We start from the raw sequence: 13,087 nt of genomic DNA, 5'->3' as shown, positions 1-13,087 counted from the left end.
GTAGCGGGAAAATGAGCGGGGAATCAGCCTTCGACAACAGCGAGGATTTCGCTCTCGCCGATGACCAGCAGGTCTTCGCCGTCAACTTTCACAGTGTTGCTGCCGGAGTAAGGGCCGAACACAACCTTGTCACCCACTTTCACGGACAGCGCACGCACTTCACCGTTGTCCAGGACTTTGCCTGGGCCTACAGCGAGGACTTCGCCCTGGTTTGGCTTTTCAGCAGCCGAACCTGGCAGGACGATACCGCCAGCGGTTTTCTTTTCTTCTTCGCTGCGACGGACGACGACGCGGTCATGCAGAGGACGAAGCTTCATTGTCGATCTCTCCTAATTGTGGTTTTCATCGGCCGGTGTATTCCCGGCGGGTTTAACAAATCCGGCGGTGCCGGGTGCGGTTCGTCAAGCGAACCGCGGAAGTCTGTCTGGCGTGATCGCCAGAAACCTTGCGGTGACCGTTACATAAGGGCGCATAAGCTTATTACAAGGGCGGGGATCGAAATTTTTTGCATCAATGCCCCAAAAACGAACACGGCACCCGAAGGTGCCGTGAAGCTGAAACGCTTTACCTGGAATCGCGGTGTTCGAACTCGCCTTCGATCACGTTGGGCTCGCGGCCCAGCGGCTGCTGCGGAGCAGGACCGCCACGTGGTTGAAGATCATCGGCAAACGCCCGCTGACGGATCGCCGCCTCTTCAGCGCGCTGACGCATTTTATTGGCCAGCAGTCGACGGGAGATCGGCAGCAGCATGATCAGACCCAGCACGTCCGTGACGAAGCCCGGCAGGATCAACAGGCCGCCCGCCAGGGCCAGCATCAAACCTTCCAGCATGGTCTGGGCCGGCAGCTCGCCGCGGTTCAGGCTTTCACGCGCACGCAACGCGGTGGCCAGACCGGCGATACGCAGCACGAACACGCCGAGCATCGAGCCGAGAATGATCAGCAGCAGGGCCGGGAAAAACCCGATGGCCCCGCTGACCTTGACGAATACGAACAGCTCCAACACCGGAAACAGTACAAAGAGCAATAAAAAAGGGCGCATCAAATGGTTCCTCAACGCAAGAATGCCTTGCCAGTCTTCCCTAGATGACGTCGCCGTTTCGTGAATTCAAGCGTCAGCCACTTCATTTTTCGGCCAATGCTCGGCGTGAGCCAGGAAAACCAAGGCTTCGCGCACTTGTGTCGGCGTATTACAAGTTGCCTGGAACGGTAGCCAGTAAAGGGCCTGACCAATGCGCAGGTGCATGCCTTCGCCGTCGATACCGGCCAGTTGCGCCGGTTCGGTTTTCGGCAGCCCCGCCAGGTCGACGTAGTGTGCGATGGCTTTGGCGTGATCAGCATTCATGTGCTCGACCATGCTCACTTCGGCCTTGCCGGCGAACGGGTTGGCCAGGGTCAACTGATCGACCCAGTGAATCGCGCCGAAACCGCCGATGTAACGGTGACGCACGGGCTTGAGCACCCAGAAATCGAAATCGTGGGCCTTGTGGTAGCTCTGCGACTCCGGGAAATAGCGGTAGTAACGCTCGGCCGCCGCTTCGATCGCGGCCTCGTCTTCGAGCTTTTCCGCTTCGGCCAGGTAAGTCAGGCGACCAACGGCTTGCACATCGTCGGCCTCACGCTCGCCCACAAACAGCGAGCATTTCGGATCTTTCTGCAGGTTGTGGGTGTGCTGGGCGATGCGGCTGATCAGGATCAGCGGCCGGCCCTGCTCGTCGAGGCAATACGGAACGACGGAGCCAAACGGGAAGCCGGGCATCGACTTGGAGTGCGTCGACAGCACCCCGCGGTATTCCTTGAGAAGCAATTCTCGGGCATTCTTGGCCGCTTCAACGCTCAATTTATGACTCCTTATATAGAATCCGTCGAAAAAACGGACAGGCGCCTGGGGATAAGTACCAGTACGCCATCGGGGCAGTTCTCATGTGCAACCAGGCCACATCAGGTGCAGATCGAGAGGCCCTCTAGGAAGGAAACCACTCTGAACCTGCTATTGGGGCATGCGAATGCAACTCACTGACAAAGTAATCATTATCACTGGCGGTTGCCAGGGTTTAGGCCGCTCCATGGCCGAGTATTTCGCGGGTAAAGGCGCGAAGCTGGCGCTGGTGGACCTGAACCAGGAAAAGCTCGACGACACGGTCGCGGCGTGCAAAGCCAAGGGCGTCGAGGCTCGGGCTTACCTGTGCAACGTCGCCAATGAAGAGCAAGTGACACATATGGTCGCCCAAGTGGCCGAAGATTTCGGCGCGATTCATGGCCTGATCAACAACGCCGGCATCCTGCGTGACGGCCTGCTGCTGAAGGTCAAGGACGGCGAAATGACCAAGATGAGCCTGGCCCAATGGCAGGCGGTCATCGACGTCAACCTGACCGGCGTGTTCCTGTGCACCCGTGAAGTCGCGGCAAAAATGGTCGAGCTGAACAACAGCGGCGCGATCATCAATATCTCCTCGATCTCCCGCGCCGGCAACGTCGGCCAGACCAACTACTCCGCCGCCAAGGCTGGCGTGGCTGCAGCGACCGTGACCTGGGCCAAGGAACTGGCGCGTTATGGCATTCGCGTGGCGGGCATCGCACCGGGCTTTATCGAAACCGAGATGACATTGGGCATGAAGCCTGAAGCGCTGGAGAAGATGACGGCGGGGATTCCGCTCAAGCGCATGGGCAAACCGGAAGAGATCGCCCACTCGGCGGCGTACATTTTCGAGAACGACTACTACACCGGCCGGATTCTGGAAATGGATGGCGGTTTGCGCGTCTAAAGCAAGATCACAGTCCTGTAGGAGCCAGGCTTGCCGGCGAAAGCGGCCTTGAAGACGCCTTCGCCGGCAAGCCTGGCTCCTACGCAAGCGTTTTAATCGTCGCTGATGGTGATGTTCGGCATTGCAGGCGATGCCGCTTCCTGCAACACAATCCGCGCGCCAACATGGCGGGCGAGTTCCTGGTACACCAGCGCAATCGGGCTGTCCGGCTCGGCGATCACCGTTGGCTTGCCGCCATCGGCCTGTTCGCGGATAGCCATTGCCAGCGGCAACGACGCCAGCAGCTCGACGCCATACTGGTTGGCCAGCTTCACCCCACCACCTTCACCAAACAGATGCTCGGCATGCCCGCAGTTGGAGCAGATGTGCACGGCCATGTTTTCCACCACGCCCAGTACCGGGATGTTGACCTTGCGGAACATCTCCACGCCTTTGCGCGCGTCCAGCAGCGCCAGGTCTTGCGGGGTGGTGACAATGACGGCACCGGCCACCGGGACTTTTTGCGCCAGGGTCAGCTGGATGTCACCGGTGCCTGGCGGCATGTCGATGACCAGGTAATCCAGGTCGCCCCAGGCGGTTTGCGTGACCAGCTGCAACAACGCACCGGAGACCATCGGCCCGCGCCAGACCATCGGCGTGTTGTCGTCGGTCAGGAAGGCCATGGACATTACTTCCACGCCATGGGACTCGATCGGCACGAACCATTTCTGATCCTTGACCTTCGGTCGGGTGCCTTCAGGGATGCCGAACATGATGCCCTGACTCGGGCCGTAGATGTCCGCGTCGAGAATCCCGACCTTGGCGCCTTCACGGGCCAGGGCCAGCGCGAGGTTGGCGGCGGTGGTGGATTTGCCCACACCGCCCTTGCCGGACGCCACGGCGACCACGTTCTTGACGTTGGCCAGGCCCGGGATTTGCGCCTGCGCCTTGTGCGCGGCCATCACACTGGTGATGTCAACGCGAGCGCTCGTCACGCCGTCGAGACCTTCGATCGCCATTTGCAGCATCTGCGACCAGCCACTTTTGAACAGACCGGCGGCGTAACCCAGCTCCAGCTGCACGCTGACGCGATCGCCCTGGATGTCGATGCTGCGCACGCACCCGGCGCTGACCGGGTCCTGGTTCAGATAAGGGTCGGTGTATTGGCGAAGGACGGCTTCCACCGCTGCGCGATTGACGGCGCTCATGGGCAACTCCGATAGCAAGACTGGAAAATCAGGCGGGTATCCTAACCGTTCCGCACTCAAGTCGGCATGCCCGAAGATCATTTGTTGTGAGCGCAATCCTGTGGCGAGGGGATTTATCCCCGTTCGACTGCGCAGCAGTCGTAAACCCATCGCACTCGGTTTACTGGATATAGCGTGATGGCAAATTTATGGGGCGGCTTCGCCACCCAACGGGGATAAATCCCCTCGCCACAGATAAATCCCCTCACCACAAAAGTCCTTTTGCAACAATAAGCCCTCAGGCCTCGGGGGTGAAAAATATGCGCCGGCGCTTTATAGTGGCCGACCTCCGTTTCATCAAGTAGCCGAGCCCCATGTCCGAGCCACGCAAGATCCTCGTCACCAGCGCCCTGCCCTATGCCAATGGTTCGATCCATCTTGGCCACATGCTGGAATACATCCAGACCGATATGTGGGTGCGCTTCCAGAAGCACCGCGGCAACCAATGCATTTATGTCTGCGCCGACGACGCCCACGGTTCGGCCATCATGCTGCGCGCCGAAAAGGAAGGCATCACCCCGGAACAACTGATCGCCAACGTCCAGGCTGAACACAGCGCCGACTTTGCCGAGTTCCTGGTGGACTTCGACAACTTCCACTCCACTCACGCAGAAGAAAACCGTGAGCTGTCGAGCCAGATCTACCTGAAGCTGCGCGACGCCGGGCACATCGCCCAGCGCTCGATCACTCAGTACTTCGACCCGGAAAAGAAAATGTTCCTGGCCGACCGCTTCATCAAGGGCACCTGCCCGAAGTGCGGCACTGAAGACCAATATGGCGACAACTGCGAAAAATGCGGTGCGACCTACGCGCCGACCGACCTGAAGGAACCGAAGTCGGCGATCTCCGGCGCCACCCCGGTGCTCAAGGATTCCCAGCACTTCTTCTTCAAGCTGCCGGACTTCCAGGAAATGCTGCAGACCTGGACCCGCAGCGGCACCCTGCAAGAAGCCGTGGCGAACAAGATCGCCGAATGGCTGGACGCCGGCCTGCAACAGTGGGACATCTCCCGCGATGCGCCGTACTTCGGTTTCGAAATCCCTGACGAGCCAGGCAAATACTTCTACGTCTGGCTGGACGCGCCGATCGGCTACATGGCCAGCTTCAAGAACCTGTGTGACCGCACGCCTACACTTGATTTCGACGCGTTCTGGGGCAAGGATTCCACCGCCGAGCTGTACCATTTCATCGGCAAGGACATCGTCAACTTCCACGCCCTGTTCTGGCCAGCGATGCTCGAAGGCGCCGGCTTCCGCAAGCCGACCGGCATCAACGTGCACGGTTACCTGACCGTCAACGGGCAGAAAATGTCCAAATCCCGTGGCACCTTCATCAAGGCCCGAACTTACCTGGACCACCTGTCGCCGGAATATCTGCGCTACTACTACGCGGCCAAGCTGAGCCGTGGCGTCGACGACCTTGACCTGAACCTTGAAGATTTCGTGCAGAAGGTCAACTCCGATCTGGTCGGTAAAGTCGTCAACATCGCCAGCCGTTGCGCCGGCTTCATCCATAAAGGCAACGCCGGTGTACTGGTGGCAGGTAATGCCGCGCCAGAACTGACCGACGCGTTCTTCGCCGCAGCGCCAAGCATTGCCGAGGCCTACGAGGCTCGCGACTTCGCCCGTGCCATGCGCGAGATCATGGGCCTGGCCGACCGTGCCAACGCCTGGATCGCCGACAAGGCGCCGTGGTCGCTGAACAAACAGGAAGGCAAGCAGGACGAAGTCCAGGCCATCTGCGCCTTGGGCGTGAACCTGTTCCGCCAACTGGTGATTTTCCTCAAGCCGGTGCTGCCGCTGCTGGCCGCGGACGCCGAGGCGTTCCTCAACGTCGCGCCGCTGACCTGGAATGACCACGCCACCTTGCTCAGCAACCATCAGTTGAACGAGTTCAAGCCGCTGATGACCCGTATCGACCCGGTAAAAGTGCAAGCCATGAGCGACGCGTCGAAAGAAGACCTGACCGCCAGCGCAACCGACACCGGTGACGCTGCGCCTGCCGGCAACGGCGAACTGGCCAAGGATCCGCTGTCGCCGGAAATCGAGTTCGACGCCTTCGCTGCTGTCGACCTGCGCGTGGCCTTGATCCTCAAGGCCGAGCACGTGGAAGGGGCCGACAAACTGCTGCGCCTGACCCTGGACATCGGTGACGAGCAACGCAACGTGTTCTCCGGGATCAAGAGTGCTTACCCGGATCCGTCCAAGCTCAATGGCCGTCTGACCATGATGATCGCCAACCTCAAGCCACGGAAAATGAAGTTCGGCATTTCCGAAGGCATGGTGATGGCGGCCGGTCCTGGCGGTGAAGAAATCTACCTGCTCAGCCCCGACAGCGGCGCCAAGCCGGGTCAGCGCATCAAGTAAGTTTCTGCGGTAAATCGATCCCACAGTCGTGCCTGGCGCGACTGTGGGATTTTCATATCTGGCCCCACCCTCCGTCCTTGCCGGATAATGCCTAACCTTGTTAGACAGGCCTCTTCTTGCCGGCACGATCATGACCGAATTGCTTCTTACGCTTATCAGCACTGCCCTGATCAACAACCTCGTGTTGCACTGGCCGCTGGGCGTCGATCCGCTGCTGGACAGCGAGCGCGATCAGGTTCATGCATTGGGCAGTGCGACAACGTGTCTGATGCTGATAGTCGGCATGCTGGGCTACTCGGCCTATCACTGGCTGCTGGTGCCACTGGAACTGACTTCGCTACGCCTTTTCGTGCTCCTGCCGTTGAGCGTTTTGCTGATCGGCCCACTGTTGAAGCTGCTGTCGCGGTTGCTTCCCAGGCTTGCGTTCGATGGCCTCTGGCCGCTGCTGCTGGGCAACGCGGGTGTGCTTGGGCTGACATTGCTCAACGCCACGGACGACCAGGGATTTTTTCATGCCACTACCCTGTGCCTCGGCGCCGGGCTGGGGTTCTGGCTGGTGCTGACCCTGTTCAGCGATTTACGCCAGCGCACTCTCGATAACGATGTCCCCCTGCCCTTTCGTGGCTTGCCGATCGAGTTGATCGGCGCCGGACTGATCGCAGTGGCTTTTCTCGGATTCAGCGGGCTGATCAAAACATGAGTCTGATTCAACGCATCGACGCCCTCTTGCCGCAGACCCAATGCGGCAAGTGCGGCCACCCCGGATGCAAACCGTACGCCGAAGGCATCGCCAGCGGCGAGCCGATCAACAAGTGCCCGCCAGGGGGCAGCGAAACCATCTCGGCGCTGGCTGAGTTGCTGAAAGTGCCGGTGCTGGAACTGGACGTCAGTCGCGGCTCGGCACCGGCGCAGATCGCCTATATTCGTGAAGTGGAGTGTATTGGTTGCACCAAGTGCATCCAGGCTTGTCCGGTGGATGCAATCGTCGGCGCGGCGAAATTGATGCACACGGTGATCGTCGACGAATGCACCGGTTGCGACCTGTGTGTCGCGCCCTGCCCGGTGGACTGCATCGAGATGCGGCCACTGCCCTTGGCCACGGTACTGCCGATTGTCGGTGGCCTGGCGTTCAGCCTTGAGGAACAACAGGCGCGCACCGCCAAACGCAATCATGCGCGGCGTCGCTTCGAACAGCGCAACGCCCGCTTGCGCCGTGAGGAAGAGCAGAAGCTCGCCGAACGTCAGGCCCGCGCCCAACGCGCCGTGCAGCACAACGAAGTGCCGACGCTCGACCCGGTTCAGTCTGCGCTTGAGCGAGTGCGCGCGCAGAAAGCGGCAAACGCCGATGCCGCGTTGAAAAAAGCCAAGATCGACCTGGCGATGAGTCGCGCGCAACTGAACAAGTCGCTCAAGGCGTTCGGGCATCCGCCGACCTTTGAGCAGCAGTCACAACTGATCGTGCTTCAACAGCAATTCGAAGTGGCGGAGCAAGCCTTGGCAAAGCTGGAAAGTAGCGCACCGCCAACCCCGGCACCGGCCGCGCCAGCGAAGGATGTCGAGCTGAAACGGGCGAAGATCCAGCTGGCCATGCGCCGCGCCGAACTCAAGAAAGCGCAAACCAGCGAAGCCGCAGCTGAACAGATTGCAGCGCTGGAACGCGCAGTGACGGACGCCGAGCGTCAGGTGGATGCCTATGTCGCCCCTTGAATCGGTGGACGAACGCCTTCAGCAGGCCATGAAGCTGGTGTTGCTGGCCACCGTGCCTGGGATGCTGGCGTTGTTCTGGCTGTATGGCTGGGGCGTATTGATCAACCTGATTCTGGCGGTGACTACCGCATTGGCGGTTGAAGCATCGGTGTTGCAACTGCGCAAGCAATCCATCAAACCGACCTTGAGCGACGGTAGCGCCCTGGTCAGCGCGACCTTGCTGGCCCTGGCCTTGCCACCTTATTGCCCATGGTGGCTGACGGTCAGTGCGGCGGCGTTCGCCCTGCTCGGCAAACACCTTTATGGTGGCGTCGGCAAGAATCCGTTCAACCCGGCGATGCTTGGTTTTGCCCTGGTGCTGGTGACCTTTCCCCAGCAGATGACCCTGTGGCCGTCGTCCCACGGCATGAATCTGCTCGGTGGCTTGCAACAGGTCTTCGGCTTCGGCCAGGCGCCAGATGCGTGGGTCCAGGCCACGGCGCTGGACAGCCTGCGGATCAACAAAAGCCTGACCATGGATGAACTCTTCGCGAGCAACCCGGCGTTCGGTCATTTCGGCGGACGCGGTGTGGAATGGGTCAACCTGGCCTTTCTCGTCGGCGGCGCTTTCCTCCTGCAACGTCGGGTGTTCACCTGGCACGCACCGGTCGGCATGCTCGCCAGCCTGTTCATCATCAGTCTGCTGTGCTGGAACGGTTCGGGCTCCGACTCCCATGGCTCGCCACTGTTTCACCTGCTCACCGGCGCGACCATGCTGGGTGCATTCTTTATTGCCACCGAGCCGGTGTCCGGCGCGAAAAGCCCCGGTGCCCGACTGTTGTTCGGTGCCGGGGTGGGATTACTGACCTACCTGATTCGCACCTGGGGCGGTTACCCGGACGGCGTGGCGTTTGCCGTGTTGCTGATGAACCTATGTGTCCCGGCGCTGGAGCGGTTAGTCGCGTCCAGGCAGGAGCAGATTGCCCCATGAACCGAGCGACGAGCGTTGTGATTCTGGTGCTGCTGGCCGGACTGGGGATTGGCGCGACGTACTTCGTGCAACACGCCAGCGAACCGCGCATCAGTGCGCAACAGCGCTTGATCGACAGCCGCAACCTGCTGGACCTGCTACCGCCAGACAGCTACGACAATCAACCGCTGGACCAGCCACTCGCCCTCGAAAACATTCGGCTGCCCAACAGCACGCTGCTGGGGGGCTATCTGACGACCAAGGCCGGCGAACCTCGCGCGGTGTTGCTGCGCAGCCAGACCCTGGGCTACGAGGGCTCCATCGAACTGTTGATCGCCATCGGCGCCAACGGCAAGTTGCTGGGGGTCAAAACCCTCAAGCAATCGGAGACCCCCGCGCTGGGTGGCAAGATCGCCGACTGGCCCAATGCCTGGCTTCAGGTCTTTACCGGCAAGTCCCGAGCAGACCCTGGTGACACGGGCTGGGCCTTGAAAAAAGATCAGGGTCAGTTCGATCAGATAGCGGGCGCGACCATTACTTCACGAGCGGTGATCGGCGCCGTTCATGACGCGTTGCGTTTCTTCGACGAACAACCGCAACAGCTGACCGGGAGCAGTACGCATGAATAAGGCATCGACACTGCGCAACTCTTTGATGCTTGCGCCTCTGATCGGCGCTACGGACGCCTGGTTGACCGCCCTCGGCCTGTGGCTGATGTTCTTCGTGGTGATCAATGCTTATGGCGTCAGCATGGCCGCCTTGCGCTCACGGCTGATCCCGTCCACCCGTTTGCTTGCGAGCATCCTGTTGGCTGCCACGTTGACCAGTTGCGCGGAACTGGCCGCACAGGTCTTGTCACTTCAATGGCACCAGCACGTGGGGATCTATGCAGGATTGATCGCCCTGCAATGCGTGGTGCTGGAACACAATGGTTTTTTCCAGGAGCCACGGCTTGATCGCCTGCGCTTGTGTGGCCTGTTTGGCGCGTTGATGGTGGGTCTTGGCCTGCTGCGCGAGGTCATTGGTAACGGCGGCCTGCACCTGGCCACGCTGGTCCCTGGCGGATTCATTCTCCTGGGACTGCTGATCGCCGCCTGGCAGGCCTGGCAGGCCTGGCACCGACCGACACCCTCACACTGACCGATTTCGAGGAAACGCACTGTCCATGAATGCCGCAAAACGTCTGGAAATTTTCCGCAGGTTTCACGAAGACAACCCGGAACCGAAGACCGAACTGGCCTATTCCTCGCCGTTCGAATTGCTGATTGCCGTCATTCTGTCCGCGCAGTCGACTGATGTCGGCGTGAACAAGGCCACCGCCAAACTCTATCCGGTGGCCAATACGCCGGCGACGATTCATGCCTTGGGCGTTGAAGGGCTGTCGGAATACATCAAGACCATCGGCCTGTTCAACAGCAAAGCGAAAAACGTGATCGAAACCTGTCGTTTGCTGGTGGAGCGCCATGGCGGCGAGGTTCCGCAAACCCGAGAGGAACTGGAGGCGCTGCCCGGCGTCGGCCGCAAGACCGCCAACGTGGTGCTCAATACCGCTTTTCGGCAACTGACCATGGCCGTGGACACCCACATTTTTCGGGTCAGCAACCGCACGGGCATTGCGCCGGGCAAAAACGTGGTCGAGGTGGAGATGAAGCTGATGAAGTTTGTCCCCAAACAATACCTGCTCGATTCACACCATTGGCTGATCCTTCATGGCCGCTACGTTTGCCTGGCCCGCAAGCCTCGTTGCGGTAGCTGCCGGATCGAAGACCTGTGCGAATACAAGCAAAAGACCTCGGACGATTGAGGCGCTATTAGATTTATTGATCCATCGATTGAAAAAATCTTTTTTACCCGCCGGGCGATTGTCGATATAAGGAGCGCCAAAGGCAGTCTTAGCCTGGAGTTAACTTTATGAGCACTGGCAAAGAGCAATTGGACGTAGAAGACGACTTCACACCCGTTGAGGCCGATGACGCTGAACCGGTGGTTGAAGTGGCAAAGACCAACCTGAGCAAACGCCGCACCATCGACAATCTGCTGGAGGAGCGCCGACTGCAAAAGCAATTGGCCGATTACGATTTTGACCTTTGACACCTAAAAGCCTCCCGAAACGGAGGCTTTTTACTAAGTGCCAATCCCGGGCGATCACCCTTTCATCGCGCCTCGTCGATCGCCAATGCGTTCATACCAGTCCATTGCGTTGAGCGAGTTCGATCAGATCAACCAAAGAACGAGCATTGAGTTTCAACAACAGGCGTGTCTTGTAAGTACTGACCGTTTTATTGCTGAGGAACATTCCATCGGCAATCTCCTTGTTTGTCTTTCCTCGGGCCAACTGTTGCAACACCATCATTTCGCGCCCGGACAGACGATCCACCATATCGGCTTCACTGGCATTCCCGAGACTGGAACGAACGGTGTGCAGCGCTTGATTCGGAAAGTAGCTGTAGCCTGAAAGTACGGCTTTTATCGCACTGAGCAATTCAGTGAGATCCTGTTGTTTGCAGACATACCCGGCGGCCCCCGACTGCATGCAACGCATGGAAAAATGTCCGGGGGCCTGAGAGGTCAATATCAGCACTTTAAGAGGCATCGCCGTTGTTGTCAGACGCGCAATGACTTCCAGACCGTCCAGCTTCGGTATTCCAATATCCAGAATGACAATATCCGGCATAAGTTCGCGGGCAAGTTGTAACGCATCCACACCGTTATCTGTTTCTGCAATGACTTCGTAGCCATGACGCTCCATCAGCATACGTACCGCAAGACGAATGACGGGGTGATCATCCACGATCAGCACTTTATTCATGGGCAAGTCCAATTTCGCTGTTCGAATTTTTAGAGCCAGCACAATAGCCTAGTCGTTTCATCAGTGGCATGCCGCCCCCCTCGGCCACCCGCAGCGAGAGACATTCCCTACAAACAAGCAGGACATGTCTTACAAAAATCACACGAATACTGTGTGTCTTAAATTTTACCGCCCCGTCCGCACGGTGCTTTTAAATCTGTTTTTGTATCGATTTACATCAGGAAATCAAAGAAACCAGAGGCTGGCGGAAGGATCCGACAAACGCTGACGATTGAGCTACGCTTAAAAAGCAACCGACATTGTCAAGCCAACATTCTCACTAGTTCGTAAAAATCCAGACCTACCCACTAAATCCATTACAACAAGCCTTACAACAAGAAACACTTCAAGAACAGCAATCAACCCTGCACTTATTAAAACAAGAACAATAAAAATACCCGACTCGCAAACAATACGGCTATTATGACACCCGTTAATAAACCCACTAAAAGGACACCACCAAAACAGTAGACTGCCTTCCCGACTACACCGACTTACCAAAACCCGAAACCACTCCATAAATCGATCGAGAACAGACAATCCTTCATGAGCAAACAATATGAACAAACTCAAAACAAGAATTTCCAACCCCATGACAATCATTGCAATATTTGCAACACTGTCTGAAACTTCAGCTGCTATTTCTCTTCCCTTTCTCGACGATAAGGAACGAGAGATCTATATCTGGTTCCTTATCAGCTTTCCCTTTTATTTGCTCTTTCTATTCTTCGTCACACTCAACTTCAACTATCGATCGCTTTACGCGCCCTCTGATTTTGAGAAAGGAAAGCATTTTATCAAGGCCATGGCCGATGCCGATCAATCGCAAGGCAATACACCAGAGCAGTTGATTGAGCATCACTTACGCGCAACGGTGCTGTTAAAGGATCTGCACATCGTCGATGCACGATGGATGAGTAACAAAATGGATTTCAACACCTTGATGGAAAAGGTCCAGCAACCACAGGAAAACCCTGCGCGCGTGATCGTGTTTCTCACGTGTACTGATTCAGAGGCGTTGCTGAAGGAAGGCGCACACAAGCATTCGAAACAAACAAAGAAACGCAACAGCACGGCGTTCTGGGTTGCCTACAATTTGAACTCACATGGCATGACGATGATGGCTTGAGTGCCGATAGCAGAAGACAGCGCTCGAAGGGCAATCGGACCGCAAAAGCAGAGAAAGCGTATTTGTAACAACAAGAAAGTTGAAACATGATGCCCGGC

Annotated in this window: 15 protein-coding genes; 10 read left to right on the top strand and 5 right to left on the bottom strand. The window is 58.1% G+C overall.

Annotated features, from left to right (window positions below):
• Positions 1 to 23 precede the first annotated feature (23 nt).
• From ACIQV9_RS09270 to ACIQV9_RS09260, 3 genes are all read right to left on the bottom strand, one after another.
• Positions 24 to 317 carry a co-chaperone GroES gene (locus ACIQV9_RS09270; RefSeq protein ID WP_007948593.1) on the bottom strand — a complete coding sequence of 98 codons (294 nt, stop codon included), beginning with the start codon at positions 315 to 317 and terminating at the stop codon, positions 24 to 26.
• A gap of 247 nt (positions 318 to 564) precedes the next feature.
• Positions 565 to 1,041 carry an FxsA family protein gene (locus ACIQV9_RS09265; RefSeq protein ID WP_403100295.1) on the bottom strand — a complete coding sequence of 159 codons (477 nt, stop codon included), beginning with the start codon at positions 1,039 to 1,041 and terminating at the stop codon, positions 565 to 567.
• 66 nt (positions 1,042 to 1,107) lie between these two features.
• The gene (locus ACIQV9_RS09260; protein ID WP_403100292.1) at positions 1,108 to 1,839 is read right to left on the bottom strand and encodes a HugZ family protein; all 732 of its coding nucleotides are present in this window, start codon (positions 1,837 to 1,839) and stop codon (positions 1,108 to 1,110) included.
• A gap of 166 nt (positions 1,840 to 2,005) precedes the next feature.
• Between ACIQV9_RS09260 and ACIQV9_RS09255 the strand changes: the two genes are divergently transcribed.
• Complete coding sequence (locus ACIQV9_RS09255) at positions 2,006 to 2,764, top strand: SDR family oxidoreductase (protein ID WP_403100290.1); 759 nt, start codon at positions 2,006 to 2,008, stop codon at positions 2,762 to 2,764.
• A 92-nt stretch (positions 2,765 to 2,856) separates the two neighbouring features.
• Here the strand turns inward: ACIQV9_RS09255 and apbC are convergent, their stop codons facing one another.
• The gene (gene apbC, locus ACIQV9_RS09250) at positions 2,857 to 3,951 is read right to left on the bottom strand and encodes an iron-sulfur cluster carrier protein ApbC (RefSeq protein WP_403100287.1); all 1,095 of its coding nucleotides are present in this window, start codon (positions 3,949 to 3,951) and stop codon (positions 2,857 to 2,859) included.
• Positions 3,952 to 4,304: 353 nt separating this feature from the next.
• Between apbC and metG the strand changes: the two genes are divergently transcribed.
• The 8 genes from metG (at position 4,305) to ACIQV9_RS09210 (ending at position 11,103) form a co-directional block, all read left to right on the top strand.
• Positions 4,305 to 6,356: a methionine--tRNA ligase gene (gene metG / locus ACIQV9_RS09245; RefSeq protein WP_403100284.1), complete on the top strand. Its 2,052-nt coding sequence runs from the start codon at positions 4,305 to 4,307 to the stop codon at positions 6,354 to 6,356.
• A 130-nt stretch (positions 6,357 to 6,486) separates the two neighbouring features.
• Complete coding sequence (locus tag ACIQV9_RS09240; protein ID WP_403100281.1) at positions 6,487 to 7,056, top strand: Rnf-Nqr domain containing protein; 570 nt, start codon at positions 6,487 to 6,489, stop codon at positions 7,054 to 7,056.
• The gene (rsxB, locus tag ACIQV9_RS09235) at positions 7,053 to 8,063 is read left to right on the top strand and encodes an electron transport complex subunit RsxB (RefSeq protein ID WP_403100278.1); all 1,011 of its coding nucleotides are present in this window, start codon (positions 7,053 to 7,055) and stop codon (positions 8,061 to 8,063) included. The genes ACIQV9_RS09240 and rsxB overlap by 4 nt, the downstream gene beginning before the upstream one ends.
• A complete protein-coding gene (locus ACIQV9_RS09230) occupies positions 8,050 to 9,033 on the top strand; it encodes an RnfABCDGE type electron transport complex subunit D (RefSeq protein ID WP_403100275.1) in 984 nt (327 codons plus the stop codon). Before rsxB ends, ACIQV9_RS09230 begins: the two co-directional genes overlap by 14 nt.
• Entirely contained in the window at positions 9,030 to 9,641 is a 612-nt protein-coding gene (locus ACIQV9_RS09225) for an RnfABCDGE type electron transport complex subunit G (protein WP_403100272.1), read from the top strand. The genes ACIQV9_RS09230 and ACIQV9_RS09225 overlap by 4 nt, the downstream gene beginning before the upstream one ends.
• On the top strand, positions 9,634 to 10,152 hold the full coding sequence (locus ACIQV9_RS09220) for an Rnf-Nqr domain containing protein (RefSeq protein ID WP_403100269.1): 519 nt from the start codon (positions 9,634 to 9,636) through the stop codon (positions 10,150 to 10,152). The genes ACIQV9_RS09225 and ACIQV9_RS09220 overlap by 8 nt, the downstream gene beginning before the upstream one ends.
• 25 nt (positions 10,153 to 10,177) lie before the next feature.
• Entirely contained in the window at positions 10,178 to 10,816 is a 639-nt protein-coding gene (nth, locus tag ACIQV9_RS09215) for an endonuclease III (RefSeq protein ID WP_403100266.1), read from the top strand.
• A 107-nt stretch (positions 10,817 to 10,923) separates the two neighbouring features.
• A complete protein-coding gene (locus ACIQV9_RS09210) occupies positions 10,924 to 11,103 on the top strand; it encodes a PA3496 family putative envelope integrity protein (RefSeq protein ID WP_007898493.1) in 180 nt (59 codons plus the stop codon).
• 91 nt (positions 11,104 to 11,194) lie between these two features.
• On the opposite strand, the gene ACIQV9_RS09205 is transcribed toward ACIQV9_RS09210, so the two are convergent.
• Positions 11,195 to 11,821, bottom strand: coding sequence for a response regulator transcription factor (locus ACIQV9_RS09205; RefSeq protein WP_010457667.1), 627 nt, complete (start codon positions 11,819 to 11,821; stop codon positions 11,195 to 11,197).
• A gap of 598 nt (positions 11,822 to 12,419) precedes the next feature.
• On the opposite strand from ACIQV9_RS09205, the gene ACIQV9_RS09200 reads away from it, so the two are divergent.
• Entirely contained in the window at positions 12,420 to 12,989 is a 570-nt protein-coding gene (locus ACIQV9_RS09200; RefSeq protein WP_403100262.1) for a hypothetical protein, read from the top strand.
• Positions 12,990 to 13,087: the final 98 nt, after the last annotated feature.

This window comes from Pseudomonas sp. NPDC099000, assembly GCF_044759925.1.
Lineage (GTDB): Bacteria > Pseudomonadota > Gammaproteobacteria > Pseudomonadales > Pseudomonadaceae > Aquipseudomonas.
This window is presented reverse-complemented; position numbering and strand designations above follow the sequence as displayed.

Excerpts from the sequence above, each read along its gene's own strand:
- ACIQV9_RS09270 (WP_007948593.1), bottom strand. The coding sequence starts at position 317 with ATGAAGCTTCGTCCTCTGCATGACCGCGTCGTCGTCCGTCGCAGCGAA.
- ACIQV9_RS09265 (WP_403100295.1), bottom strand. The coding sequence starts at position 1,041 with ATGCGCCCTTTTTTATTGCTCTTTGTACTGTTTCCGGTGTTGGAGCTG.
- ACIQV9_RS09255 (WP_403100290.1), top strand. The coding sequence starts at position 2,006 with ATGCAACTCACTGACAAAGTAATCATTATCACTGGCGGTTGCCAGGGT.
- apbC (WP_403100287.1), bottom strand. The coding sequence starts at position 3,951 with ATGAGCGCCGTCAATCGCGCAGCGGTGGAAGCCGTCCTTCGCCAATAC.
- metG (WP_403100284.1), top strand. The coding sequence starts at position 4,305 with ATGTCCGAGCCACGCAAGATCCTCGTCACCAGCGCCCTGCCCTATGCC.
- ACIQV9_RS09240 (WP_403100281.1), top strand. The coding sequence starts at position 6,487 with ATGACCGAATTGCTTCTTACGCTTATCAGCACTGCCCTGATCAACAAC.
- rsxB (WP_403100278.1), top strand. The coding sequence starts at position 7,053 with ATGAGTCTGATTCAACGCATCGACGCCCTCTTGCCGCAGACCCAATGC.
- ACIQV9_RS09230 (WP_403100275.1), top strand. The coding sequence starts at position 8,050 with ATGTCGCCCCTTGAATCGGTGGACGAACGCCTTCAGCAGGCCATGAAG.
- ACIQV9_RS09225 (WP_403100272.1), top strand. The coding sequence starts at position 9,030 with ATGAACCGAGCGACGAGCGTTGTGATTCTGGTGCTGCTGGCCGGACTG.
- ACIQV9_RS09220 (WP_403100269.1), top strand. The coding sequence starts at position 9,634 with ATGAATAAGGCATCGACACTGCGCAACTCTTTGATGCTTGCGCCTCTG.
- nth (WP_403100266.1), top strand. The coding sequence starts at position 10,178 with ATGAATGCCGCAAAACGTCTGGAAATTTTCCGCAGGTTTCACGAAGAC.
- ACIQV9_RS09210 (WP_007898493.1), top strand. The coding sequence starts at position 10,924 with ATGAGCACTGGCAAAGAGCAATTGGACGTAGAAGACGACTTCACACCC.
- ACIQV9_RS09205 (WP_010457667.1), bottom strand. The coding sequence starts at position 11,821 with ATGAATAAAGTGCTGATCGTGGATGATCACCCCGTCATTCGTCTTGCG.
- ACIQV9_RS09200 (WP_403100262.1), top strand. The coding sequence starts at position 12,420 with ATGAACAAACTCAAAACAAGAATTTCCAACCCCATGACAATCATTGCA.